Raw genomic sequence first — 23255 nt, 5'->3', positions numbered from 1 at the left:
CCGGCACGGACTTCAGGAGCAACGATGGCGAACGGTACAGCGGTGGTGATCCTCGCCGCGGGCGCGGGAACGCGGATGCGGTCGAAGACTCCCAAGGTGCTGCACTCGATCGCGGGCCGGACCCTGCTGGCCCATGCGCTGCACGCGGCCGCGGGCACCGACCCCGAGCACCTCGTGGTCGTCGTGGGCCACCATCGCGAGCACGTCACGGAGGCCGCTCTCGCCACGGCGGGCCGCCTGCGGCACGAGATCCGCATCGCGGTGCAGGAGGAACAACGCGGGACCGGCGACGCCGTGCAGGCGGGCCTACGCGCTCTGCCGGACGACTTCGCCGGCACCGTCGTCGTGACGGCCGCCGACGTCCCCCTCCTCGACACCGCCTCGCTGACCGCCCTGCTCACGACGCACACGGCCGGCGCGGGCGCCGCAGTCACGGTGCTGACCACCACCGTCGCCGATCCGACGGGGTACGGCCGGGTACTCCGCACGCAGGACGGCCAGGTCACGCAGATCGTCGAACAGAAGGACGCGACGCCGGAACAGCGCGCGATCACCGAGATCAACTCCGGTGTCTACGCCTTCGATCACGCCCGGCTCGTCGCCGCACTGGCGCAGTTGCGCCCCGACAACGCCCAGGGCGAGCTGTACCTGACCGACGTCATCGGCATCGCGCGTGCGGAGGGGCTGCAGGTCCGCGGCGACCACGTCGCCGACGAGATGCTCGTGGCCGGCTGCAACGACCGGATCCAGCTCTCCCAGCTCGGGCGCGAGATGAACCGCCGGATCATCGAGCGGCACCAGTTGAACGGCGTCACCGTCGTGGACCCGGCGACCACCTACATCGACGTCGACGTCGAGATCGCCCCCGACGTCCTGATCCACCCGGGCACCCATCTGCGCGGCGCCACTGTCATCGCCGAGGACGCGGTGATCGGCCCGGACACCACCCTCGTCGACACGGAGGTCGGCGCGGGCGCGACCGTGCTGCGCAGCGAGGTCCACCTGTCCGTGATCCGCGAGAACGCGACCGTCGGCCCGTTCAGCTACCTGCGGCCGAACACCGATCTGGGCCCGCAGGCCAAGATCGGGGCGTTCGCGGAGACCAAGAACGCGCAGATCGGGGCGGACAGCAAGATCCCGCACCTGAGCTACGTCGGAGACGCGACCATCGGCGAGGGCACCAACATCGGCTGCGCGACGGTGACCGTGAATTACGACGGGGTGAACAAGCATCGAACGCTGATCGGCGACCACGTGCGCATCGGATCCGACACGATGCTCATCGCCCCGGTGGAGGTCGGCGACGGCGCGTACACGGGAGCGGGTACCGTGATCAAGCGCGACGTGCCGCCGGGAGCCCTGGCGGTCTCCGCCGCGGATCAGCGGAACATCGAGGAATGGGTACTGCACCGGCGCCCGGGCACCAGCTCGGCCGAAGCGGCCCAGCAGGCTATCGCGAGGATTGACGAGCAGTGAGCAACTGGATCGATAACCAGAAGAACCTGATGCTGTTCTCGGGCCGTGCCCACCCCGAGCTGGCGCAGCAGGTCGCCGACGAGCTCGGCGTGCAGGTCACCCCCCAGACGGCACGCGATTTCGCCAACGGCGAGATCTTCGTACGCTTCGAGGAGTCGGTGCGCGGCAGCGACGCCTTCGTGCTGCAGAGCGCGCCCTACCCGGTCAATCAGTGGATCATGGAGACGCTGATCATGATCGATGCGCTCAAGCGCGGCTCGGCGAAGCGGATCACCGCGATCCTGCCCTTCTACCCGTACGCCCGGCAGGACAAGAAGCACCGCGGCCGCGAGCCGATCTCGGCCCGCCTGATCGCGGACCTGTTCAAGACCGCGGGCGCCGACCGGATCATCACCGTCGATCTGCACACCGACCAGATCCAGGGCTTCTTCGACGGCCCCGTCGACCACATGCACGCGCAGACGATGCTCGCCGAGTACGTCCGCGAGAAGTACGGCACCGAGAACATGGTGGTCGTCTCCCCCGACGCCGGCCGCGTCAAGGTAGGCGAGAAGTGGGCCGACGCCCTCGACGGTGCACCGCTCGCCTTCGTGCACAAGACCCGCGACCCCAACGTCGCGAACCAGGTCAAGAGCAACCGCGTCGTCGGTGACGTCGCCGGCCGCACCTGTGTGCTGATCGACGACATGATCGACACCGGCGGCACCATCGCCGGCGCGGTGGGCGTGCTCAAGGCGGCCGGCGCGAAGGACGTGATCATCGCGACCACGCACGGCGTCTTCTCCGAGCCCGCCACCGAGCGCCTCGCCAACTGCGGCGCACGCGAGGTGATCGCCACCAACACGCTGCCGATCCCGCCGGAGAAGCACTTCGAGACGCTCACCGTGCTGCCGATCGCGCCGCTGCTGGCCCGCACCATCCGCGAGGTCTTCGAGAACGGCTCGGTGACCAGCCTGTTCAACGGCAACGCCTGACCGCACGATGACGGGCGTACGGGGCGATTTCCGGGCCGAGATCTGGCTCGCGGAATCGACCGGCGCCTGGCATTTCGTATCGCTCCCGAACCCGCTGGCCGACGAGATCGCCGACACCGTCGACGACTCCAGGCCCGGGTTCGGGAGCGTTCGCGTCTCCGTCACCGTCGGCGGGACCACGTGGGCCACGTCGATCTTCCCGGACAGCAAGCGCGGCACCTACGTGCTCCCGGTCAAGAAGGCCGTCCGCACCGCCGAGCGCGTCGAAGCGGGCGACACCGTCCACGTGCACCTCGCCGTCACGGACTAGATTGACGCGTATGGACGCGACGATCTACCACAACCCCCGCTGCACCAAGTCCCGCCAGGCGCTCGCCCGGCTGCAGGAAGCGGGTGCGACGGTGACGGTGGTGAAGTACCTCGACGAGGTCCCGTCGAAGGCGGAGCTGAGGAAGCTGATCGACGATGCCGGGCTCACCGTCCGGCAGGCCGTCCGCACCCGCGAGGCGGAGTACAAGGACCTGGGCCTCGCGGAGGCCTCCGACGAGCAACTGCTCGACGCGATGGTCGCGCACCCGAGACTCATCGAGCGGCCCTTCGTCGTGACCGCGAAGGGCACGCGGATGGCGCGCCCCACCGAGGCCGTCGACGAGATCCTGTAGCGGAAGGCGATGCTCTTCCGGCAGCTCGAATACTTCGTCGCCCTCGCCCGCGAGCAGCACTTCGCGCGAGCGGCGAGCGCCTGCTACGTCTCCCAGCCCGCCCTGTCCGAGGCCATCCGCAAGCTCGAGCGCGAACTGAAGGTGCCCCTGGTGCTGCGCGGCTCGTCCTTCGAGGGGCTGACCCCCGAGGGCGAGCGGCTGGTGCCGTGGGCGCGTCGCATCCTCGCCGACCGAGACGCCCTGGAGCACGAGGTCACCGCGCTGCGCACCGGCCTCACCGGGGAGCTCACGCTCGGCGTGATCCCGGCGGCCGCGACATCGGCCGCCCTGCTCACCGATCCGTTCTGCACCGCTCACCCGCTGGTGCGGATCCGGCTGTGGGCGGGCCTGCGGTCCGCGGACGTGGTGGACCGGATCCGGCGCTTCGAGCTGGACGCGGGCATCGTCTACCCGGACGGGGCCGACACCGACGGGCTGTCGGTGACGCCGCTGTACACGGACCGGCTCGCGCTCGTCGCGCGCGAGGATCTCCTCCCCGACGGTGACGGCCCCCTCGCGTGGGCGGACGCCGCACAGCTTCCGGTGTGCCTGCTGCACGAGGGCATGCACGGGCGCGACCTCGTCGACGGGGTGGCGCGGGCTCACGGGGTACGGCTCACGCCGCGGCTGGAGGCCGACTCGGTGGCGACGCTCCTCGCGATGGTCGGCGCCGGACGATGGGCCACGATCGTCCCCCGGGCGTGGATCGCGACCTACCGCGCACCGTCGGGGACGCGGACCGTCGAGCTCGAGGGCGCCGACGGGCTCGCGACCTCCGTGGCCCTCGTCCGCAGCGCGGGCGAGCCGGAGTCGGTGCTCGCGCGGGCCCTGGCGGAGAGCGCGCCGACCGCCGGCTGAGTCCCTGCCTGCGGTGATCGGCGCCGCCTATCGGCTGAGCGAACTCCGGTATTGGACGCGCGCGCGGCGGCGCGGGAAGGTGGAGTCAGAGGAACGAAATCAATTCTCCCCCTCCGCTATTCAAGGAGCGATCATGGCAAAGATTCTATGTGTGCTGTACCCCGACCCGGTCACCGGTTACCCGCCCGAGTACGCCCGAGACTCCATCCCGCTGATCGAGGTCTACCCCGGCGGCCAGACCATCCCCTCCCCCAAGGACATCGACTTCACCCCCGGCGAACTGCTCGGCTGCGTCTCCGGCGAGCTCGGCCTGCGGAAGTACCTCGAGGCCGCCGGCCACGAGCTCATCGTGACCTCCGAGAAGGACGGGCCGGAGTTCGAGCAGCACCTCGCCGAGGCCGAGGTCGTCATCTCGCAGCCCTTCTGGCCCGCGTACCTCTCGGCGGAGCGGATCGCGAAGGCCCCGAACCTCAAGCTCGCGCTCACCGCCGGCATCGGGTCGGACCACGTCGACCTGGACGCCGCGATCAAGGCGGGCATCACCGTCGCCGAGGTCACCTACAGCAATTCGATCAGCGTCGCCGAGCACGCGGTGATGCAGATCCTGACGCTGGTGCGCAACTTCGTCCCCTCGTACAAGTGGGTCATCGAGGGCGGCTGGAACATCGCCGACTGCGTCGAGCGCGCCTACGACCTCGAGGGCATGGACGTCGGCGTCATCGCCGCGGGCCGGATCGGCCAGGCCGTCTTGCGCCGCCTCGCGCCCTTCGACGTGCGGCTGCACTACTTCGACACCCGCCGCCTGCCGCTGGAGCTCGAGCAGGAGCTGAACCTGACGTACCACGAGTCCGTGGAGTCACTGGTGCGCTCCGTGGACGTCGTCGACATCCACGCCCCGCTGCACCCGAAGACGTACCACATGTTCGACGAGGAACTGCTCTCGACGATGCGCCACGGCTCCTACATCGTCAACACGGCCCGCGCCGAGATCGTGGTCCGCGACGACATCGTGGCGGCCCTGGAGTCCGGGCAGCTGGCCGGCTACGCCGGCGACGTCTGGTTCCCGCAGCCGCCGGCCGTCGACCACCCGTGGCGCACCATGCCGCACCACGCGATGACCCCGCACGTCTCCGGCACCACGTTGTCCGCGCAGGCGCGGTACGCCGCCGGCACCCGCGAGATCCTCGAGGACTTCTTCGCCGGTTCCCCGATCCGGGACGAGTACCTCATCGTCGACGGCGGTGCACTGGCCGGCGTGGGTGCGAGCTCCTACACCGCCGACGGTTCCGCCAGTCCGGGCGCGCACGCCTGATCGACGACGGTGCGCTGCCCGGCCCCGCACGCCCGGCTCAGCCGTGCCGCCGGGCCGGGCGGCGCACCGACAGCGCGACGGCCACCCCCACGACCACGCCGATCACCGTGTCGACGCCGCGGTAGAGCAGCATCCGCATGGGATCGGTGGGGGCCGCGAGCTCGGTCATCAGCATGATCAGCGGCGTGAAGAAGCCGATCGCCACGGCGTAGTGGCGGGCCATGTACAGCTCCGTCGGGAACAGCAGGGCGATCGCGACCAGCGCCAACGCGGTGGGCCCCGGGTCCAGCGCCAGGAGTCCCGCGGTGACCGCGAGGCCCACGAGGGTGCCGATGGTGCGGTGGGTCGCGCGAGTGATCACCAGGCCCGTCTCGGCATCGGAGGGCCGCCCGGCGTCGATCACCGCGAGCGGGACGGCGGCCGCCGCCATCGCCCAGTTCGCGTGATCGACGCCGATCAGCACGCCGATCCCGCCCGACAGGCCGACGGCCAGGGCGTAGCGGAGCGCATGGATCCCGACGCCCGGTGCGGGGCGGCGCAGGACCACGGAGATGCCGTGCCACCAGGGGCGGCCCCGGAAGGGATCGGGCCGGCCGATCGCGCCGACCACGATCGCGAAGAGCACCGTCGCGGCGCAGATCGCCAACGCCTGCCACGGCGGCGCGAGCCCCGCGGGCAGCGTCGCCGTCGCCCCCATGGCGAAGAGGAAGAAGAACGGGCCGGCGGGACGCAACCGCACCGCATCGGCCAGGACGGAGCAGACAGTGGCGAAGACGACCCCCACCAGCACGAGTACCCAGGGTGGCGCGTGATGGTGCGCGAGCGTGATCCCGAGTGCCTCACCTGCGACGAGCAGACCGCCGGCCTGCACCTGGTGGACGATCCGCGGCCGCCCCTGCTCGCCGCGGCCGTACATGCCCGCGAAGGCGCCGAACTCCGCGAAGACGAGCAGCTCGGGTCGCCCCCAGGCGATCAGCAGCAGCCCGGGTACGAGCAGAGCGATCGCGACCCGCAGGGCGTGACCACTGTCACGGAAGTCGGGCCGGTATCGCTCGGGAACGCGCGTACCCGCCGAACGCCGCACGGCCGGCTACGCGGTCGCGGCGAGGACCGCGGCCACGATCGCGCAGACGGCACCGCCGCTGACCGCGCCGGCCGCCCGGAAGGCGTTCGCCACGTAGGTGGCGTCCGAGGCGGGACGGCGCGGCGTCGAGATCACGCACGCCGCAACAACACCCGCGAGTGCGGCCACCGCCAGAACCACCACTGCGATCCACGTCATCTCCGACTCCCTCCGGTCCCGCGCCGACCATCGCCACCGCCACATCGGCTGTTGCCGGCGGCGCACGGACCATCCTCGCACGTGCGGCTTTTCATGCCCGGGGTGCAGATCGTCTTCCCCGTCGCGTCGCCCGAACCTGGGTTAGGGTGAGGATCGTGGTCCCGAATCAAGCAGTGATCTCGCCATTGACCCACGCCGCGATGTTCCTCGTGGTGACGGTCGGGCAGGGCCGGGAGGACGCCGTCCACGGCGCACTCGACAACCTCTCCGGGCTGACCCGCTCCGTCGGTTTCCGGTATCCCGAGAAGCACCTGTCGCTGACGACGTCGTTCGGTTCCGACGCCTGGGACCGGCTGTTCTCGGGCCCGAAGCCGCGCGGCCTGCACCCGTTCATCGAGCTCGACGGCCCGCGGCACCGCGCCCCGTCGACCCCCGGCGACGTCCTCTTCCACGTCAAGGCGAGCACCCTGGACATGTGCTTCGAGCTGTCCTGGCGGATCCTCGACGCGCTCGGGGACGCCGTCACGGTGGTCGACGAGGTCCACGGCTTCCGCTTCTTCGACAACCGTGACCTCCTCGGCTTCGTCGACGGCACCGAGAACCCGAACGGCGAGGCGGCGGTGAACGCCACCGCCGTCGGCGACGAGGACCCCGACTTCGCCGGCGGCAGCTACGTGCACGTGCAGAAGTACGTCCACGACATGGCCGCCTGGCGGGCACTGCCGGTGGACGAGCAGGAGCGCGTGATCGGCCGCTCCAAGCTCGAGGACATCGAGATGGCCGACGACGTCAAGCCCGCGAACGCGCACATCGCGCTGAACGTGATCGAGGACGAGAGCGGCGAGCAGCTGCAGATCGTGCGGCAGAACATGCCCTTCGGCGAGCTCGGGAAGGGCGAGTTCGGCACGTACTTCATCGGCTACTCACGGGACCCCGGCGTCACCGAGCAGATGCTGCGCAACATGTTCCTCGGCGATCCGCCCGGCAACACCGACCGGATCCTCGACTTCTCCACGGCACTGACCGGCTGTCTCTTCTTCACGCCGACGGCCGACTGGCTCGACGCCCCACCCGATCTGCCCACCGCCGCCGATGCACCGTCGACGGAACCGACCGGTACCACCCCGCCCGCTCTCGCCGACGGCTCGCTCGGCATCGGCAGCCTGAAGGAAAGGTAAGTCATGAACAACCTGCACCGTCACCTCGCGCCCGTCACCCCCGAGGCCTGGGCCGAGATCGAGACCGAGGCCTCCCGCACCTTCAAGCGGAACATCGCCGGGCGCCGCGTGGTGGACGTCACCGGTCCCGACGGGCCGGAGGCCGCCGCGGTCGGCACCGGCCGGCTGATCCCCGTCGACGGCCCCGCCGCCGGGGTGCAGGCTCGACTGCGCGAGAGCCGGCCGCTCGTGCGCCTCCGGGTGCCCTTCACCGTCTCGCGGGACGCCGTCGATTCGGTGGAACGCGGTGCGCAGGACGCGGATTGGGACCCGGTCAAGGAGGCGGCGAAGCAGCTCGCCTACGCGGAGGACCGCGCCGTCTTCGAGGGCTACGCCGCCGCGTCGATCGAGGGACTGCGCGCCTCCTCGTCGAACAAGATGATCGCCCTGCCGACCGATCCCGTCGACGTTCCCGATGCCGTGGCGAGCGCCCTCGAGGACCTGCGGCTCGCGGGTGTCGACGGGCCGTACTCCGTGCTGCTCTCCGCCGACGTCTACACCTCCATCAGCGAGACCACCGACCACGGTTACCCGATCCGCGAGCAGCTGAAGCGGCTCGTGGACGGCGAGATCATCTGGGCGCCCGCGATCGACGGCGGCTTCGTGCTCACCACCCGCGGCGGCGACTACGAGCTGCGGCTGGGCACCGACGTCGAGATCGGCTACCTCAGCCACGACGCGACGACGGTCGAGCTCTACCTGCAGGAGACCTTCACCTTCCTCGCGTACACCGCGGAGGCGTCGGTGCCGCTGACCTCCTAGGCAGGCCTTCCTTACCGCCCTCCGAGACCTCCCCCCTCCGAGAACCCGAAGAAAGGCACTTCCCATGAGCGAATTCGACGGCGTCTTCGACGACATCTTCCAGCGGTTCTTCGGCAACTCGGTGGGCCGGCCCGCGACGGCGCGGGTGGACCTCAACCGCCTCCTCAACGAGCAGGCGAAGGCGCTGCTCGCGGAGGCGCAGGTCGCCGCGTCGGACTGGGACAACCCGGAGATCACGCCCGAGCACCTGCTGTACGCGGCGGCGATGAACGAGCCCACCCGTGACGTGATCGCCCGGCTCAAGCTGGATCCGGACAAGGTGGCCGCGGCGATGCAGGCCGCCGCGCAGGCGAGCGCGAACCCGGCCGCCATGGACGGCGCACCGTCGCTGAGCCCCGCCTCGCGGCGCGCGCTGCGGGTGGCGCAGCAGCACGCAGCGCAGAACGGGCAGTCCTACGTCGGCCCCGAGCACATCCTGCTCGGCATCGCCGACAACCCGGATACCGTGGCCGCGCAGGCGCTCGCGGGCGGCGGCGGCATCACCGCGTCGGCCGCGCCCGGCAAGCCCAGCAAGCCCGGAGGCGGACAGGGCGCGCACCAGGAGAGCACGACGCCGACGCTCGACGAGTACGGGCGCGATCTCACGGCGGAGGCCCGCGCGGGCAAGGTGGACCCGGTGGTGGGCCGCGCCGAGGAGATCGAGCAGACCATCGAGATCCTCTCGCGCCGGCGCAAGAACAATCCGGTGCTCATCGGCGATCCCGGCGTCGGCAAGACGGCGATCGTCGAGGGCCTCGCGCAGCGGATCGTCAACGAGGACGTGCCCAAGACGCTCGCCGGCCGCCGGGTGATCGCGCTCGACGTGAGCTCGATGGTGGCCGGCAGCAAGTACCGCGGCGAGTTCGAGGAGCGGCTGACGAAGGTGCTCGACGAGGTGCGCGAGCACTCCGACGAGCTGGTGGTCTTCATCGACGAGCTGCACACGATCATCGGCGCCGGGGGCGGCGGCGAGGGCTCCATGGACGCCGGCAACATGCTCAAGCCCGCGCTGGCCCGCGGCGAGCTGCACGCCATCGGCGCCACCACGATCGACGAGTACCGCAAGTACATCGAGAAGGACGCCGCGCTCGAGCGCCGGTTCCAGCCGGTGATGGTGAGCGAGCCGTCGGTGGACGACACGATCGAGATCCTGCGCGGCCTGATCGACGTCTACGAGGAGCACCACCAGGTGCGCTACGAGGACGCCGCGCTGGTGGCCGCCGCCGAGCTGTCGGACCGCTACATCACCGACCGGTTCATGCCGGACAAGGCGATCGACCTCATCGACCAGGCCGGCGCGCGAGTCCGGCTGCGCACCAAGACCCCCGACGCCGACACCCGCTCGATCGAGGACGAGCTCGCCGCCCTGCGCCGCGAGAAGGACAGCGCCGTCGAGGGTGAGGACTACAAGGCCGCCGACGAGCTCAAGGAGAAGATCGCCGACGCCGAGGAGCGACTGGCGGCGGCGGGCGGCGGCGAGGCCGAGCCCGAGGTCACCGTCGTCGACATCGCCGAGGTGGTCTCCCGCCGCACCGGCATCCCCGTCGCGGACCTCACCTCCGAGGAGCGGGAGAAGCTCCTGCGCCTCGAGGACGATCTCCACAACCGGGTGATCGGGCAGGACGAGGCCGTGCTCGCCGTCGCCGAGGCCGTGCGCCGCGCCCGCGCCGGGCTCAAGGACCCGAGCCGTCCGATCGGCTCCTTCCTCTTCCTCGGCCCGACCGGCGTCGGCAAGACCGAGCTCGCGAAGGCCCTGGCCGCCACCGTCTTCGGCGACGAGGACCGGCTGATCCGGTTCGATATGAGCGAGTTCCAGGAGAAGCACACGGTCTCGCGCCTGGTCGGCGCACCTCCCGGCTACGTGGGCTACGAGGAGGCCGGCCAGCTCACCGACAAGGTGCGCCGCCAGCCGTACTCGGTGATCCTCTTCGACGAGGTCGAGAAGGCCCACCCGGACGTCTTCAACGTGCTGCTGCAGTTGCTCGACGACGGCCGCGTGACCGATGCGCAGGGCCGCACCGTCGACTTCAAGAACACGATCGTGATCCTGACCAGCAACATCGGCGCCGACCTGATCCTGGACGCGCCGGACGACGACTTCGAATCGGTGATCCCGCAGGTCAAGGACCGGCTGCGGGCGCACTTCCGGCCGGAGTTCCTCAACCGCATCGACGACACGGTGATCTTCCACCGCCTGGACAAGGCGCAGCTGCGCAACATCGTCGAGCTGATCCTGGACGGCACGCGGCGGTTGCTCCGCGCCCAGGACGTGGAACTGGACGTCACGCAGAAGGCGGAGGACTGGCTCGCGGACGAGGGCTTCCAGCCGCAGTTCGGGGCCCGGCCGCTGCGCCGCACCGTGCAGAAGGAACTCGACAACCGCCTGTCGTCGATGCTGCTCAAGGGTGATGTCCGCGAGGGCGACACCGTGCGGGTGGACGCCGACGACGACGGTCTGGTGCTGTCCGTGGTGGAGAAGCACGCCGACGGGTCGGTCTCGGAGGGCGGCCTGCCCACCGGGACCGACGGTGACTCCGCGACGAACGCGGAGCAGGAGAAGGAGAACGGATGACCGACAAGAACGCCCGGGAAGAAGAGATCGAGCACGAGCGCAAGCGCGCCCAGGAGGAACGCGACCGGCTCGAGCGTGAGGAACAGGAGCGACTGGAATGAGCGATTCGAACGACGACCTGTCCGGCCTGGACGAGACCCCCGCCGAGGCCGCGGCCGAGGAGCGGGAGACCGAGCTGGAGGCGCGCGAGGCCGTGGGCCAGGACCTCGACGACGACGGCGATGCCGAGATCGCCGAGGAGGAGGGCATCGCCTGAGCCGTGGGCTGGCTGGACCATTGGTGGCACCACGAGGTGATCGGCGCCCAGAAGGGACCGTTGCTGCTGAGCTTCGTCGCCTTCGTCGTCACCTTCACCGTCACCCGGACGATCACTCGGATGATCCGTGCGGGTCGCGGGCCGTTCCACGACGTCAGTGCCGGTGGGGTGCACCTGCATCACTCGACGCCCGGGTTGATCCTGCTCGTGGCCGGGGCGTTCAGCTCCGTCGGAGCGGTGGGTCGCGCGCCGTGGGCCTACCTGGCCGCACTGCTCGTCGGCATCGGCGCCTCGTTGGTGCTCGATGAGTTCGCGATGCTCTTCCACCTCAAGGACGTGTACTGGTCGCAGGAGGGCCAGCTGTCGGTGAACGTGGTGACGCTCGCGGCGGCGTGCGTCGGGCTCGCCGTGGTCGGGGTATCGCCCGCGAACGTGCAGGGGCTCGGTGCCACCGAGCAGTGGGTGCGCGGCGGCGTCACCACGCTGCTCGTCGTGCACCTGCTGTTCGTGGCCGTCACGGCGCTGAAGGGCAAGTACCCGACCGCGCTCATCGGGCTGTTCGCGTGGCCGGCGGCCTGGGTGGCCGCGGTCCGGCTCGCTCGCCCGACGTCTCCCTGGGCGCGGTGGTTCTACTCGCCCGCGAAGAAGACCCGCGCGGCGGCCCGGGCCACGGAGTTCGACGACCGGTGGGGGCCGGTCCGCCGGCACTGGGACGACGTCGTCGGCGGGCGGCCGACCGCCACTTAGACCAAGGTCTCCTGGAAGAACCGGATCACATCGTCGAGGGCCTGCCGGGTGGGCTGGCCGGGCTCGTCGATGAGGTGCTCGGTGAGAACCGAGTGCGGCGGGATGAGCGCGTCGGGGTTGGCGTCGGCGTCGTCGAGCTCCACGGCGATGAAGGCGTCCCCGAGCTGCTCGCGCAGGAAGTCGAAGCGCTCGCCGGGCACCATGAAGTCGCCCTTGAACCGCAGCCCCATCACCTTCAGCCCCTGCTTGGCGCACCGCACCTTGACGGTGTCCAGGTCCTGCGGCGAGATGTCGATCGTGCCGCCGGTGCCGGGGATCGGGCGGAAGGGCAGCGAGGGCTGGCTGAGCACCGGAGCGAGCAGCACGTCATCGACGGCCATGCCGAGGGCGAAACCGCCGGTGAAGCACATGCCCACGGCGCCGACGCCCTTGCCTCCGCACCGCTCGTGCTCCTGCCGGGCGAGCGCCCGCAGCCAGGTGACCACGGGCGAGGACTTCCCCGAGGCGAGGATGGTGAACTCGCGGCTCACGCACAGCGAGCAGGCGAGCTTGGCGATGCTCTTCGCCGCCCCCGCGTAGCCGATCGCCTTCGGATTGCCGGCATCCAGGCCGGGCGTGCCGAACAGGTGCGGCAGCACCGCGGTGAAGCCCGCGTCCACCACCTTCCGGGCGAAGTCCAGCACCTTCGGCGTGATGCCCGGGACCTCGGCGATCACGATCACCGCGGGTCCCGTGCCCTTGCGGTACAGGTCGTGGGTCACGCCCTCGGAGGTGAAGGACTCCTTCGTGAAGTCGACGAGGTGGGCGGCTGCTTCGGCTTCGAGGTTCACGGGCACCATCGTGCCGCATCCGCCGCTCCCCCGGGCGGCGGCGCTCAGGCCAGACGGTGCGCGACCGCCTCCAGCGCGGGCCACGGATCGTCGCCGAGCGCCTGCACCGCGACGTGGTCGGCTCCGGCGTCGAGGTGCGCACGCACCCCCGCCGCGATCGCGTCCCCGTCGCCGTGCACGGCGAGGACGTCGACGAGGTGGTCGCTGCCCGGCCGCTCGAGGTCGGCATCGTCGAAGCCGAGGCGCCGCAGGTTCGCCACGTAGTTGCGCAGCCCCAGGTAGAAGTCGACGGTCTTGCGGCCGATCTCGCGGCCGCGGGCGTCGTCGACGTCGAGGACCACCTTCTGCTCCGGCGCGAGAAGCACTCCGTCGCCGAGGATCTCGCGTGCCAGTCGCGTGTGCTCGGGCGAGGTGAGGTACGGATGCGCGCCGGCGGTGCGGTCGGCGGCGAGCCGCAGCACCTTCGGCCCGAGCGCGGCGAGCACCGTCTGCGCCCTCGGCACGCCCTCCGCGGCGAGCACGTCCAGGTAGTCGACGAGCGCCTGGTACGGGGTGCGGTAGTCGGCGGTGGCCTCGCGATGGCCGGCGCCGATGCCTAGCACGAAGCGTCCGGGGTGCCGCGCCTCGATGCGGTGGAAGGCCGCGGCCGCCGAGCGGGCGTCGTCCTTCCAGATGTTCAGGATCCCCGTCGCGACCACGAGGTTCTCGGTGGCGTCGAGCGGTTCGTCGACCACCGCGAGGTCGCCGCCGGGCGAGCCGCCCAGCCAGAGCGTGCCGTACCCCAGCTCCTGCGCCCGTGCCGCGAAGGCACCGTCGACCTGCGTGGCCGCGCGCCAGATCCCCAACCTGCCCAGATTCGTCATGGCCCGTGCAACACCTTCGCCGGCGAGATCCTTCCCCGCGGGTCGCCGCGCCCTCAGAGGACGGCGCGCGGAAGGACGGGGCGGGCGGGCGCGTAGACCGCGCCGGCCACCGCCCGGGCTACCGCCTTGGCGACGGCGCGCAGATCGGCATCGTCGCGCCACGCGACGATGCGGCCGCCGTCGACCTCGAAGGTGCCCCGGACGGGGAACTGGAGGCACAGCGGCCCGTAGACGAGGGCGGTCACGCGCTCGGTGTGGGCGGCACCGTCGGACTGATCCGCGCTGAGCAGGACCGCCTGCATCGCGACCCGGGTCCGCGTGTGCCAGCGGAAGTGCCGGGCGATCGCGGCGCGTCCGCGCAAGGGCCGGCCGCCGGTGCGCCGGTAGACGGCGTCCTTCGCCAGCAACTGCTCGGCGATCTCGTGGTCGCCGCTGCCCAGCGCATCGAGGAAACGCTCCGCAACGTCCTGGGGAGACCACAGCGGGGCGTTGTTCACGGGGTCGATGGTGCCGATGTGGCGTGGACTCCGGGCGAACTGGACATGACGGGACGGCGAAACTTCGATTTCACTCCTGAGCGGGGCGTTCGGTAGAGTGTGCGGCGACCTTCTCGGCGAGGGCGGCCCCGGCCGCCGTGATCGACGCGAACGGCACGTGCACCCGCGGTCCCGCGTGGCGCAGTGCGGACCGCCTCGGCATCGTCGAGGCCGCAGTACCGCACTCCAGGAGCATCATGACCGAGACCAACAAGCTCGCCGCAGCAGTCCGCACCGAATTCGGCAAGGGCGCCGCCCGCCGCGCACGCCGCGAGGGCCTCGTCCCCGTCGTCCTGTACGGCCACGGCACCGATCCGCAGCACCTCACCGTGGTCGCCCGCGACTTCGCCGCCATCCTGCGTAAGGACGGCACCAACGCCGTGCTGAACCTCGACATCGACGGCCAGCAGCAGCTCGCGCTGACCAAGCAGGTCGTCGTGCACCCGCTGCGCAACTACATCGAGCACACCGACCTCCTCGTCATCAAGAAGGGCGAGAAGGTCACCGTCTCCGTGCCCGTCCTCGTCGAGGGCGAGCCCGCCGGCGGCACCCAGGTCGCGCAGGACCTCAACGAGGTCGAGATCGAGGCCGACGCGCTGAACATCCCCGAGAACATCGTGGTGAACGTGCACAACCTCGAGGTCGGCACCCAGATCACCGCCGGTCAGCTCGAGGTCCCCGCCGGTGTCTCCGTGCTCACCGACCCCGAGGCGCTGATCATCAACATCACCGAGATCGCCGCCGCCGACACCCCGTCCGAGGACGCGGCCGAGGGTGACGCCGCCGAGGCCGCCGAGTAACCGAGATGACCGACCGGCCACTCATCGTCGTGGGGCTGGGCAACCCCGGCGAGAAGTACGCCGGGACCCGGCACAACATCGGCTTCGACGTGGTCGACGAGCTCGCATCGCGCGCCCCCCCCTCCTTCTCCCGGCACAAGAAGTCGGGGGCGGAGGTCGCGGGCGCGCGGCTCGTCGGCCGCCAGGTGTACCTGGCGAAGCCGCAGTCCTTCATGAACCTGTCCGGGGAGCCCGTGGGCGCCCTGGCCCGGTTCTACTCGGTGGCGCCCACCGACGTCATCGCCGTGCACGACGAGCTGGACATCGACTTCGGCCTGGTCCGGCTCAAGCGCGGCGGTGGCGAGGGCGGGCACAACGGGCTCCGCTCCCTGACCCAGCATCTGGGCACGCGCGACTACCTGCGCGTGCGCGCCGGGATCGGCCGGCCCCCGGGCCGCCAGGATCCCGCGGACTACGTGCTCAAGCCCTTCGCCAAGACGGAGAAGCCCGACGTGCCGCTCCTGGTGACCAACGCCGCCGACGCGGTGGAACTACTGATCCGCGACGGCCTCGAGGCCGCGCAGAACACGGTGCACGCCTGGTAGCGGTTCGGATCCTGACGCGGACCAGCGTAAACTCGTTCGTCGTGAGTTCCATTGCCGACGAGGTCTCCCGCCGCCGCACCTTCGCCATCATCAGCCACCCCGACGCGGGTAAGTCGACGATGACCGAGGCCCTGGCGCTGCACGCCCGGGTGATCAACGAGGCCGGCGCGATCCACGGCAAGGCGGGCCGCAAGTCGACCGTCTCCGACTGGATGGAGATGGAGAAGGCGCGCGGCATCTCGGTCAGTTCGACCGCGCTGCAGTTCAACTACACCTCGTCGGCGGCCCCGGACGGGGCCGAACCGTCGGTGATCAACCTCGTCGATACCCCCGGCCACGCCGACTTCTCCGAGGACACCTACCGCGTGCTGACGGCCGTCGACGCGGCGGTCATGCTCATCGACGCCGCGAAGGGCCTGGAACCGCAGACGCTCAAGCTCTTCCAGGTCTGCCGGCACCGCGGCATCCCCGTGATCACCGTGATCAACAAGTGGGACCGCCCGGGCCGCACGCCGCTGGAGCTGCTCGACGAGATCTCCGAGCGGATCGGCCTGACACCCACTCCCCTGTTCTGGCCCGTCGGCATCGCGGGCGACTTCCGCGGCCTGCGCGACGTCCGCCGCGACGAGTACGTGCACTTCACCCGCACCGCCGGCGGCGCGAAGATCGCTCCGGAGGAGCATCTTTCGACCGAGGCCGCACTCGACCGCGAGGGCGAGGTGTGGGCCGACGCGGTCGAGGAGACCGAGCTGATGACCGAGATGGGACAGAGCCACGATCAGGAGATGTTCCTGGCGGGCCAGACCTCGCCGGTGATCTTCACCTCGGCGATCCTCAATTTCGGTGTGCGGCAACTGCTGGAGGCCCTGGTCGAGCTGGCCCCGCCCCCTGCGGCGCGCGAGAGCGTGGACGGCGTCGAGCGCGAGGTGACCGATCCGTTCAGCGCCGTGGTCTTCAAGGTGCAGGCCGGCATGGACTCGGCGCACCGGGATCGGTTGGCGTTCATGCGGATCGTCTCCGGCGAGTTCGAGCGGGGCATGGTGGTCCAGCACGCGCAGACCGGCAAGCCCTTCGCCACGAAGTACGCGATGACGGTGGTCGGCCGGGACCGCGAGACCGTCGAGACCGCCTACCCGGGCGACGTGGTGGGCCTGGTCAACGCCAACGCGCTCGCCCCCGGCGACACCCTGTACGACGGTGCCAAGGTCCGGTTCCCGCCGATCCCGTCGTTCGCGCCGGAGCACTTCGCGGTGGTCCGCGCCGATTCCGCGGGCAAGTACAAGCAGTTCCGCAAGGGCATCGAGCAGCTCGGCACCGAGGGCGTCGTGCAGTTGCTGCGCAACGACGTCCGCGGCGACGCCTCCCCCGTGATGGCGGCCGTCGGGCCGATGCAGTTCGAGGTCGTGATCGCCCGGATGAAGACGGAGTTCAACGTCGACGTGCAGGTCGAGCACCTCGGCTACTCGGTGGCCCGGCGCACCGATTCCGCGAGCGCGGACGAGCTGAACCGGCAGCGCGGCGTCGAGGTCTTCGAGCGCAACGACGGCGCCCTGCTCGCCCTGTTCTCGGACAAGTGGCGACTGCAGTACATCGAGAAGGAGCACCCGGGGCTCACGCTTCAACCGTTGGTGGCCGCGGCGGACTGAGCTCGACCCCTGCGGTGTGCTTGACGACTCAATGCGCCGTCCCGCTCACGGGACGAGGATGGATCTCGTCACACCTTCGAGAGTGAGGATCCGTTCATGACCGACATCCGCAGGGTCACCGTGCTGGGCACCGGAGTGCTCGGCGCCCAGATCGCCTTCCAGACCGCGTACAGCGGCTTCGACGTGGTCTCCTACGACATCGACGACGCCGCGCTCGACCGCGCGCGCGGTACTCTCGACGGCCTCGTCGAGACCTACAAGCGCGACGTCGAGGGTGCGGCGGACGGCAAGGCGGACGCTGCCCTCGCGCGCATCACCCTGACCGCCGATCTGGCGACCGCCGCGCGTGACGCCGACCTGATCATCGAGGCGATCCCCGAGATCCTCGCGCTCAAGCGGAAGACCTTCGGCACACTGAACGGTCTCGCCCCCGAGGCCACGATCTTCGCCACGAACTCGTCGTCCCTGCTGCCGAGCGCGATCGCGGACGCCACGGGCCGTCCCGACCGGTTCCTCGCCCTGCACTTCGCGAACGAAATCTGGGAGCACAACACCGCCGAGGTGATGCCCACGCCGGACACCGCGCCCGCGGTCTTCGACACCGTCGTCGAGTTCGCCGGCGAGATCGGCATGGTCCCGATTCCGATCCACAAGGAGAAGGCCGGGTACGTCCTCAACTCCCTGCTGATCCCGTTCCTCAACTCCGCGGTCGAGCTCGCCGCCGACGGCTACGCCGCGCCGGAGGACGTGGACAAGGTCTGGCGGATCGGCACCGGCGCCCCGCAGGGTCCGTTCCAGATCCTGGACGTCGTCGGCCTGAACACGCCGTACAACATCATGTCGGCGGGCGACGAGACCGACCGCCGGGGTGCCGCGTGGATCAAGGAGAACTACATCGACAAGGGTCGCACCGGCAAGGCCGTCGGCAAGGGCTTCTACGACTACAGCTAGTCGGAGGCCCGCTCGGAATCGGAGACTGTCGGTACCTGGCCCGCCCGCGGGCGATCGCCCGGATCGGCGGAGCCGTCGCGATCCCGTCACGCCAACGCGTTCACCGCACTTCGCGGTCAGGTGATCCGGTCGAGCGGATTGAGCCGGACCGGCAGGGCGATGCCGGCCCACCACATCGCCGCGGCGATCGATCGCGGACGCACGCGCGCCTCCTCGCGGATCGCGGCGAGGAACGCCCGGGAGAAGTCCCCGCGGGGCGCGCTCTCGCAGACCGCTCGAACGAATTCGCGGTCCAGTTCCCCGAGCCGGTAGCCGGCAACATCGAGGTGCGCCGCGTCGTGCAGGGCGGCCGCCAGCGGCTCCGACTCGGCGACGGGGTCGAAGTGCCGCTCGATGGCGTTCGCGATCCGCTCGGCGGCCGGACCGTGCACGACGGTGCGCGCGGTGTCGGCGCCGAGGACGGCGAAGCACCCGGCAGCCGGATCCGTGGCGGCGCCGAGGTGGATGTCGTGCAGCATGCACGCGATGAAGAGCTCCTCCGCGTCGACCGACGTGCCGGCGACCGATGCTAGGGCACGCCCCCAGTGGTAGCAGCGGACGCTGTGCTCGAAGACCGCCGGCGCGAGCCGCTCCCGTGCCAGTCGTGCCGCTTCGATGCACGCCTGCGTGTCGGGCGCCCCGTCGATGGGCCGCCCGCGTCCGAGCACGCCACGGGGTCCGCGCGCCGCGCGCGGCACCTCCACCGCCGCCGCGCGCAGTGCCTGCCCGGACAGCGCGAGTCGCTCGACGACGCTCAGCTCTCCCCTGGTCATCGCCCTGCTCCGATCGCCTCGGCGCACCGGTCACGCACGAGGTCGATGAGGCGGTCCGCCTCGGCGGAGTCGATCAGGCCGCGCGCGGCGAGGGCGAGCAGCCCGTTGATGCCGGCCCAGCACTGGATCACCTCAGCCCGCGCCACGTCGGCGGGCTCGCCGACGGCGGCGATCACGGTCTCCAGCGCCCGCGCGAGGTAGCCGCGCACCTCTGCGCGGGCGGCCCGCACGGTCTCGGAGTCCTCACCGTGGACGTCGGTGAGCGCGAGCAGCCGGAAGGCGATCGGCTCACGCCGATGGAAGTCGAGGTACTCGTCGAAGGCGCGCCGGGCCGCATCAGCCCCCGTCGCGTCCGCGATCGCCGCCGCCATCGCCTCCACGTGCTGCCGCCCGACGGCGCAGGCGAGCACCGCGTAGAGGTCCGCCTTTCCGCCGGGAAAATTCGAGTAAATGCTGGTCAGCGCGACATCGGCGTGCGCGGCCAGCTCGTCGACCGAGGTGCCGCGATAGCCGCCCGGCCGGGCGAACAGGGCGCGCGCGGCGTCGAGCAGCGCGGCTCGTGTGCGCCGGCGACGTTTGTCGACGGGTTCCGTCAGCAGTGATTCCATGGCACTATCCTAGTCACACTTCGTTTTCATAGTTCGACTAGGAGAGCCTCGATGACCATCTCGCCCGAGCATCTCGACGCCGCCGTCGCCGACGGCTCCGAGATCATGAAGCAGTTCGTCCCCGCGTCCCCCTTCGTGGCACTCCTCGGCGTGCAGCTGGAGGAGATCACCGACGGTGCCGCGACCCTGCTCGTGCCCTACCGGCCGGAGCTCACGACGGTCGGCACGATGATGCACGGCGGACTCATCGCCGCCGCCGCGGACATCGGCATCATGGTCGCGGCCTGGGCGGGACGCCCGGTCCCGGACAAGCTGCGCGGCGTCACCGCGTCCCTGTCGCTGAACTTCATCGCGCCACTCATGGAGGACGGCCTGCGGGTCCGCGCGCACCGCCTGTCCACGGGGCGCATGACGAGCCATGTGCGGTGCGATCTGCACGCTCAGTCGGACGACGCGCTGATCGCCACCGCCACCGGCACGTATCAGGTCGGGTGATCCGAGACGACGATCAGACGTGGGCGCGCTGCGGGACCTCCCGAGCGAGCAGCAGGGCGACGGCGCCGAGCAGCGTGCCCGTGATCCGGCGCTGCCAGGCGGCCCACTCGGGGCGGCGGGCGATCAGCGCTGCGACTGTGCCGGCGGCGATCACGATCGCCGCGTTGACGGCCATCGACACGGTGATCTGCAGACCGCCGAGCACGAATCCCTGCGCGACGGTGTGGCCGCGACCCGGGTCGATGAATTGCGGGATCAGCGCGAGGTACATGATCGCCGCCTTGGGGTTGAGCAGGTTCGTGACCAGGCCCATGCGGAACAGCGTGGCGTTCGAATCACGCGGGAGGTCGGTGGCCTCGAACAGCCCGCGGCCGCCGGGCCGCAGCGCCTGCCACGCGAGATGGGCGAGGTACAGCGCGCCCGCCGCCTTGAACCCCATGAACAGCCACGGCACGGCCACGAAGACCACGGCCAGCCCGACGTTGGCCAGCGTGAGGTAGACGACGAAGCCGGCGGCGGTGCCCGTAAGCGAGATCAGCCCCGCCGTACGCCCCTGGCCGATGCTGCGGGAGACGAGGTAGATCATGTTCGGCCCGGGCGTGAGCACCATCGCCAACGCCGTCACCACCATCCCCGCCACCGCGGTCCACGAAACGATCATGCGGTCCATCCTCACGAGGACCGGCCGCTCGGTACATAGCCAGTCGAGTGTGACTGGCCTCCGCCGGCGGCACCGTCGCCCGGACCCGTCCCGCCCGATCCGTCACGGTTCATCGCCAATGCCGGGACTGTGACGATTCGCGTGGGCGATGATCTTCAGCGGTGCCCCAAGAAGTGTGGGCAACGATCGGAAGGCGAACGTCATCGTGAGCGACATCAACAAAGTGGTAGTGCTGGGCACGGGTGTTCTGGGCGCGCAGATCGCGTACCAGTGCGCCTACAAGGGGTTCTCCGTGACCTCGTACGACATCACCGACGAGGCCCTGGCCACGGCCGAGACCACCTTCTCGGGCCTCGCGGAGACGTATCGGACGACGGTGCCCGGCGCCGCCGACGGCGCCGCGGACGCGGCCCTCACCCGGCTGACCCGCACCACCGACCTCGCCGCGGCCGCGGCCGACGCGGACATCGTGATCGAGGCGATCCCGGAGGTCCTGGACCTCAAGCGCACGGTCTTCGCGCGGCTGGGCGAGGTCGCACCGGAGCGGACGATCTTCGCCACGAACTCCTCGACGCTGCTGCCGATCGACATCGCGGACGCCACCGGCCGCCCGGACCGGTTCCTGGCGCTGCACTTCGCGAACATGGTCTGGCAGTTCAACACCGCCGAGATCATGGGCACGGCGTCGACCGCGCCCGCCGTCTTCGACCGGGTGGTCGCGTTCGCGGAGGAGATCGGGATGGTCCCGATCCCGCTGCACAAGGAGCAGCCGGGTTACGTGCTGAACTCCCTGCTGGTGCCGCTGCTGGCCGCCGCGATGGGACTCGCCGCCACGGGGATCGCGGAGCCGAAGGCGATCGACGACGTCTGGCGGATCGGCACCGGCGCGCCGATGGGCCCCTTCCAGATCCTGGACATCATCGGCCTCCACACCCCGTACAACATCATGCAGGCGGGCGACCCGGACCAGCAGGCACTGGGCGCATGGCTCAAAGAGACGTACATCGACAAGGGCCGCACCGGCGCCGCCGCAGGCATCGGCTTCTACGACTACCGGCAGGAGTAGCCCCCGACCGCCGCCGGCCACACCGGCACCGCCGGCCTCCCGCCGGCACCGTCGGCCTCCCTAGCGGGACGTGCTCCGCCACCGCGTGTCGTCCACTCCCCAGGTCCCTGGACCTGGGGAGGTGGCCGCCCCGCTAGGGCGGGCGACGAGCGGAGCGAGCGACCCGGCGCGGAGCGGCGAGGAGCCTCGTCAGCTGCCGAGCAGCGCCTCGATCTCGCGGTCCTCGACATCGTGCACGGAGGCTGGTGAGAACTTCGGGTCGCGGGTCTTGTCGATGAGCACGGCGCGGATGCCCTCGACGAAGTCGGGGCGGCGGACGAGCCGGGCGCCGACGACGGCCTCCTCGTTCAGGCACTGGGCCAGGGTGCGGTTGCGCGACTCCTGGATCAGGTCGAAGGTAACGAAGACCGAGGTGGGGCAGGCCGTGGACAGCTGCTCGCGGGCGGTGTCCGCCCAGGCGCCCGGGGTGGTGGCGAGACCGGCGAGGATCTCGGTCACCGAGTCGCGGCCGAAGACGTCGGCGATCTCGTCGAGCGGCAGCGTCGAGGCGGGAGCGGTGTCGCCGAAACGGGCGAGCACACCGTCGAGCTCCTCCCCGGCGAGGAGGGCGGCCTTGACGTCCGGCATCGCCGACGAGGGCACGAAGTGGGTCGCCAGCCCGACGGCGAGCGCGTCACCGGCGCCGATCCGGGCGGCGGTCATGCCCATCAGCTCGCCGACCCCCTTCGGGAGGCGGCCGAGGAGGTAGGTGGCGCCCACGTCGGGCAGGAAGCCGATCGCGACCTCGGGCATCGCGATGAGCGCCTTCTCGGAGACCACGCGGTGCGAGCCGTGAATGGAGATGCCCACGCCACCGCCCATGTCGACACCGTCGATCAGCGCGACCACCGGCTTGCCGAACTCCGCGAGACGCAGGTTCATCGCGTACTCGTCGAGGAAGAAGGGGGTGAAGTCCTCGCCCGCCACGACCTGGTCACGGATCGCGCGGATGTCGCCGCCCGCGCAGAACGCCCTCGGCGAGGCCGAGGTGATGAGCACGCGGGTGACGGCCTCGTCGGATTCCCAGGCCTGCAGCGCGGTGTCGATCGCATGCACCATGTCCGTGGTGAGGGCGTTGAGCGCCTTCGGACGGTTCAACTCGATATGTCCGGTGCCCCCGACCACGGTGGTGACGATCTCGGCGTCGCTCACTGCCCACTCCTCGCTT

Annotated in this window: 26 protein-coding genes; 17 read left to right on the top strand and 9 right to left on the bottom strand. The window is 70.7% G+C overall.

Annotated features, from left to right (window positions below):
- The first annotated feature begins 24 nt into the window (after window positions 1-24).
- The 6 genes from glmU to AC21LY_RS14030 all read left to right on the top strand — a co-directional run bounded on the left by glmU (window position 25) and on the right by AC21LY_RS14030 (window position 5321).
- Complete coding sequence (glmU, locus tag AC21LY_RS14055; protein ID WP_489047111.1) at window positions 25-1476, top strand: bifunctional UDP-N-acetylglucosamine diphosphorylase/glucosamine-1-phosphate N-acetyltransferase GlmU; 1452 nt, start codon at window positions 25-27, stop codon at window positions 1474-1476.
- Window positions 1473-2450, top strand: a complete 978-nt coding sequence (locus AC21LY_RS14050; RefSeq protein ID WP_489047110.1) for a ribose-phosphate diphosphokinase — start codon at window positions 1473-1475, stop codon at window positions 2448-2450. The genes glmU and AC21LY_RS14050 overlap by 4 nt, the downstream gene beginning before the upstream one ends.
- A gap of 7 nt (window positions 2451-2457) precedes the next feature.
- Window positions 2458-2760: a DUF1905 domain-containing protein gene (locus AC21LY_RS14045; protein ID WP_489047109.1), complete on the top strand. Its 303-nt coding sequence runs from the start codon at window positions 2458-2460 to the stop codon at window positions 2758-2760.
- 10 nt (window positions 2761-2770) lie between these two features.
- Entirely contained in the window at window positions 2771-3112 is a 342-nt protein-coding gene (arsC, locus tag AC21LY_RS14040) for an arsenate reductase (glutaredoxin) (RefSeq protein WP_489047108.1), read from the top strand.
- 9 nt (window positions 3113-3121) lie between these two features.
- The gene (locus AC21LY_RS14035; protein WP_489047107.1) at window positions 3122-4009 is read left to right on the top strand and encodes a LysR family transcriptional regulator; all 888 of its coding nucleotides are present in this window, start codon (window positions 3122-3124) and stop codon (window positions 4007-4009) included.
- A gap of 133 nt (window positions 4010-4142) precedes the next feature.
- Complete coding sequence (locus AC21LY_RS14030; protein WP_489047106.1) at window positions 4143-5321, top strand: NAD-dependent formate dehydrogenase; 1179 nt, start codon at window positions 4143-4145, stop codon at window positions 5319-5321.
- A 37-nt stretch (window positions 5322-5358) separates the two neighbouring features.
- Here the strand turns inward: AC21LY_RS14030 and AC21LY_RS14025 are convergent, their stop codons facing one another.
- Together AC21LY_RS14025 and AC21LY_RS14020 are read right to left on the bottom strand one after the other, a co-directional pair.
- Window positions 5359-6405, bottom strand: a complete 1047-nt coding sequence (locus AC21LY_RS14025) for an FUSC family protein (RefSeq protein ID WP_489047105.1) — start codon at window positions 6403-6405, stop codon at window positions 5359-5361.
- Between the two features lie 6 nt (window positions 6406-6411).
- Entirely contained in the window at window positions 6412-6603 is a 192-nt protein-coding gene (locus tag AC21LY_RS14020; RefSeq protein ID WP_489047103.1) for a hypothetical protein, read from the bottom strand.
- A gap of 146 nt (window positions 6604-6749) precedes the next feature.
- Between AC21LY_RS14020 and AC21LY_RS14015 the strand changes: the two genes are divergently transcribed.
- From AC21LY_RS14015 to AC21LY_RS13995, 5 genes are all read left to right on the top strand, one after another.
- On the top strand, window positions 6750-7781 hold the full coding sequence (locus AC21LY_RS14015) for a Dyp-type peroxidase (RefSeq protein WP_489047102.1): 1032 nt from the start codon (window positions 6750-6752) through the stop codon (window positions 7779-7781).
- 3 nt (window positions 7782-7784) lie between these two features.
- On the top strand, window positions 7785-8582 hold the full coding sequence (locus AC21LY_RS14010) for a family 1 encapsulin nanocompartment shell protein (RefSeq protein ID WP_489047101.1): 798 nt from the start codon (window positions 7785-7787) through the stop codon (window positions 8580-8582).
- 64 nt (window positions 8583-8646) lie between these two features.
- Window positions 8647-11193, top strand: a complete 2547-nt coding sequence (locus AC21LY_RS14005; RefSeq protein ID WP_489047100.1) for an ATP-dependent Clp protease ATP-binding subunit — start codon at window positions 8647-8649, stop codon at window positions 11191-11193.
- 97 nt (window positions 11194-11290) lie between these two features.
- A complete protein-coding gene (locus tag AC21LY_RS14000; protein WP_489047099.1) occupies window positions 11291-11449 on the top strand; it encodes a hypothetical protein in 159 nt (52 codons plus the stop codon).
- A gap of 3 nt (window positions 11450-11452) precedes the next feature.
- Window positions 11453-12196 (top strand): hypothetical protein, encoded by a 744-nt coding sequence (locus tag AC21LY_RS13995; protein ID WP_489047098.1) that lies wholly within the window; start codon window positions 11453-11455, stop codon window positions 12194-12196.
- Here AC21LY_RS13995 and AC21LY_RS13990 read toward each other — a convergent pair.
- Genes AC21LY_RS13990 through AC21LY_RS13980 form a run of 3 tightly spaced genes read right to left on the bottom strand, consistent with a single transcriptional unit; the run spans window position 12193 to window position 14386 of the window.
- Complete coding sequence (locus tag AC21LY_RS13990) at window positions 12193-13026, bottom strand: dienelactone hydrolase family protein (RefSeq protein ID WP_489047097.1); 834 nt, start codon at window positions 13024-13026, stop codon at window positions 12193-12195. The genes AC21LY_RS13995 and AC21LY_RS13990 overlap by 4 nt on opposite strands.
- A 44-nt stretch (window positions 13027-13070) precedes the next feature.
- A complete protein-coding gene (locus AC21LY_RS13985) occupies window positions 13071-13889 on the bottom strand; it encodes an LLM class F420-dependent oxidoreductase (protein WP_489047096.1) in 819 nt (272 codons plus the stop codon).
- 53 nt (window positions 13890-13942) lie between these two features.
- Entirely contained in the window at window positions 13943-14386 is a 444-nt protein-coding gene (locus AC21LY_RS13980; protein ID WP_489047095.1) for a limonene-1,2-epoxide hydrolase family protein, read from the bottom strand.
- Window positions 14387-14622: 236 nt separating this feature from the next.
- Here AC21LY_RS13980 and AC21LY_RS13975 point away from each other — a divergent pair, with 236 nt between their 5' ends.
- The 4 genes from AC21LY_RS13975 to AC21LY_RS13960 all read left to right on the top strand — a co-directional run bounded on the left by AC21LY_RS13975 (window position 14623) and on the right by AC21LY_RS13960 (window position 18406).
- Complete coding sequence (locus tag AC21LY_RS13975) at window positions 14623-15225, top strand: 50S ribosomal protein L25/general stress protein Ctc (protein ID WP_489047094.1); 603 nt, start codon at window positions 14623-14625, stop codon at window positions 15223-15225.
- 5 nt (window positions 15226-15230) lie between these two features.
- Entirely contained in the window at window positions 15231-15809 is a 579-nt protein-coding gene (pth, locus tag AC21LY_RS13970; protein ID WP_489047093.1) for an aminoacyl-tRNA hydrolase, read from the top strand.
- 41 nt (window positions 15810-15850) lie between these two features.
- A complete protein-coding gene (locus AC21LY_RS13965) occupies window positions 15851-17455 on the top strand; it encodes a peptide chain release factor 3 (protein WP_489047092.1) in 1605 nt (534 codons plus the stop codon).
- A gap of 96 nt (window positions 17456-17551) precedes the next feature.
- A complete protein-coding gene (locus AC21LY_RS13960; RefSeq protein ID WP_489047091.1) occupies window positions 17552-18406 on the top strand; it encodes a 3-hydroxyacyl-CoA dehydrogenase in 855 nt (284 codons plus the stop codon).
- A 116-nt stretch (window positions 18407-18522) separates the two neighbouring features.
- On the opposite strand, the gene AC21LY_RS13955 is transcribed toward AC21LY_RS13960, so the two are convergent.
- Window positions 18523-19218 carry an HD domain-containing protein gene (locus AC21LY_RS13955; protein WP_489047090.1) on the bottom strand — a complete coding sequence of 232 codons (696 nt, stop codon included), beginning with the start codon at window positions 19216-19218 and terminating at the stop codon, window positions 18523-18525.
- Window positions 19215-19826: a TetR/AcrR family transcriptional regulator gene (locus AC21LY_RS13950; RefSeq protein WP_489047089.1), complete on the bottom strand. Its 612-nt coding sequence runs from the start codon at window positions 19824-19826 to the stop codon at window positions 19215-19217. Before AC21LY_RS13950 ends, AC21LY_RS13955 begins: the two co-directional genes overlap by 4 nt.
- A gap of 51 nt (window positions 19827-19877) precedes the next feature.
- Here AC21LY_RS13950 and AC21LY_RS13945 point away from each other — a divergent pair, with 51 nt between their 5' ends.
- A complete protein-coding gene (locus tag AC21LY_RS13945; RefSeq protein ID WP_489047088.1) occupies window positions 19878-20321 on the top strand; it encodes a PaaI family thioesterase in 444 nt (147 codons plus the stop codon).
- Window positions 20322-20334: 13 nt separating this feature from the next.
- Here the strand turns inward: AC21LY_RS13945 and AC21LY_RS13940 are convergent, their stop codons facing one another.
- A complete protein-coding gene (locus AC21LY_RS13940) occupies window positions 20335-20982 on the bottom strand; it encodes a LysE family translocator (protein WP_489047087.1) in 648 nt (215 codons plus the stop codon).
- Between the two features lie 205 nt (window positions 20983-21187).
- Between AC21LY_RS13940 and AC21LY_RS13935 the strand changes: the two genes are divergently transcribed.
- Window positions 21188-22048 carry a 3-hydroxyacyl-CoA dehydrogenase gene (locus AC21LY_RS13935; RefSeq protein WP_489047086.1) on the top strand — a complete coding sequence of 287 codons (861 nt, stop codon included), beginning with the start codon at window positions 21188-21190 and terminating at the stop codon, window positions 22046-22048.
- A 189-nt stretch (window positions 22049-22237) separates the two neighbouring features.
- On the opposite strand, the gene AC21LY_RS13930 is transcribed toward AC21LY_RS13935, so the two are convergent.
- Window positions 22238-23239 (bottom strand): enoyl-CoA hydratase/isomerase family protein, encoded by a 1002-nt coding sequence (locus AC21LY_RS13930; RefSeq protein ID WP_489047085.1) that lies wholly within the window; start codon window positions 23237-23239, stop codon window positions 22238-22240.
- Window positions 23240-23255: the final 16 nt, after the last annotated feature.

The sequence above is a fragment of the Tsukamurella sp. II2bb genome (assembly GCF_057815145.1).
Note: the sequence above shows the minus strand (reverse complement) of the source record. Positions and strands in the feature narration are given on the sequence as shown.

Excerpts from the sequence above, each read along its gene's own strand:
- AC21LY_RS14010 (WP_489047101.1), top strand. The coding sequence starts at position 7,785 with ATGAACAACCTGCACCGTCACCTCGCGCCCGTCACCCCCGAGGCCTGG.
- AC21LY_RS13955 (WP_489047090.1), bottom strand. The coding sequence starts at position 19,218 with ATGACCAGGGGAGAGCTGAGCGTCGTCGAGCGACTCGCGCTGTCCGGG.
- AC21LY_RS14030 (WP_489047106.1), top strand. The coding sequence starts at position 4,143 with ATGGCAAAGATTCTATGTGTGCTGTACCCCGACCCGGTCACCGGTTAC.
- AC21LY_RS13985 (WP_489047096.1), bottom strand. The coding sequence starts at position 13,889 with ATGACGAATCTGGGCAGGTTGGGGATCTGGCGCGCGGCCACGCAGGTC.
- AC21LY_RS13960 (WP_489047091.1), top strand. The coding sequence starts at position 17,552 with ATGACCGACATCCGCAGGGTCACCGTGCTGGGCACCGGAGTGCTCGGC.
- arsC (WP_489047108.1), top strand. The coding sequence starts at position 2,771 with ATGGACGCGACGATCTACCACAACCCCCGCTGCACCAAGTCCCGCCAG.
- AC21LY_RS14000 (WP_489047099.1), top strand. The coding sequence starts at position 11,291 with ATGAGCGATTCGAACGACGACCTGTCCGGCCTGGACGAGACCCCCGCC.
- AC21LY_RS14020 (WP_489047103.1), bottom strand. The coding sequence starts at position 6,603 with ATGACGTGGATCGCAGTGGTGGTTCTGGCGGTGGCCGCACTCGCGGGT.
- AC21LY_RS13945 (WP_489047088.1), top strand. The coding sequence starts at position 19,878 with ATGACCATCTCGCCCGAGCATCTCGACGCCGCCGTCGCCGACGGCTCC.
- AC21LY_RS14005 (WP_489047100.1), top strand. The coding sequence starts at position 8,647 with ATGAGCGAATTCGACGGCGTCTTCGACGACATCTTCCAGCGGTTCTTC.
- AC21LY_RS13975 (WP_489047094.1), top strand. The coding sequence starts at position 14,623 with ATGACCGAGACCAACAAGCTCGCCGCAGCAGTCCGCACCGAATTCGGC.
- pth (WP_489047093.1), top strand. The coding sequence starts at position 15,231 with ATGACCGACCGGCCACTCATCGTCGTGGGGCTGGGCAACCCCGGCGAG.
- AC21LY_RS14035 (WP_489047107.1), top strand. The coding sequence starts at position 3,122 with ATGCTCTTCCGGCAGCTCGAATACTTCGTCGCCCTCGCCCGCGAGCAG.
- AC21LY_RS13940 (WP_489047087.1), bottom strand. The coding sequence starts at position 20,982 with ATGATCGTTTCGTGGACCGCGGTGGCGGGGATGGTGGTGACGGCGTTG.
- glmU (WP_489047111.1), top strand. The coding sequence starts at position 25 with ATGGCGAACGGTACAGCGGTGGTGATCCTCGCCGCGGGCGCGGGAACG.
- AC21LY_RS13950 (WP_489047089.1), bottom strand. The coding sequence starts at position 19,826 with ATGGAATCACTGCTGACGGAACCCGTCGACAAACGTCGCCGGCGCACA.
- AC21LY_RS14045 (WP_489047109.1), top strand. The coding sequence starts at position 2,458 with ATGACGGGCGTACGGGGCGATTTCCGGGCCGAGATCTGGCTCGCGGAA.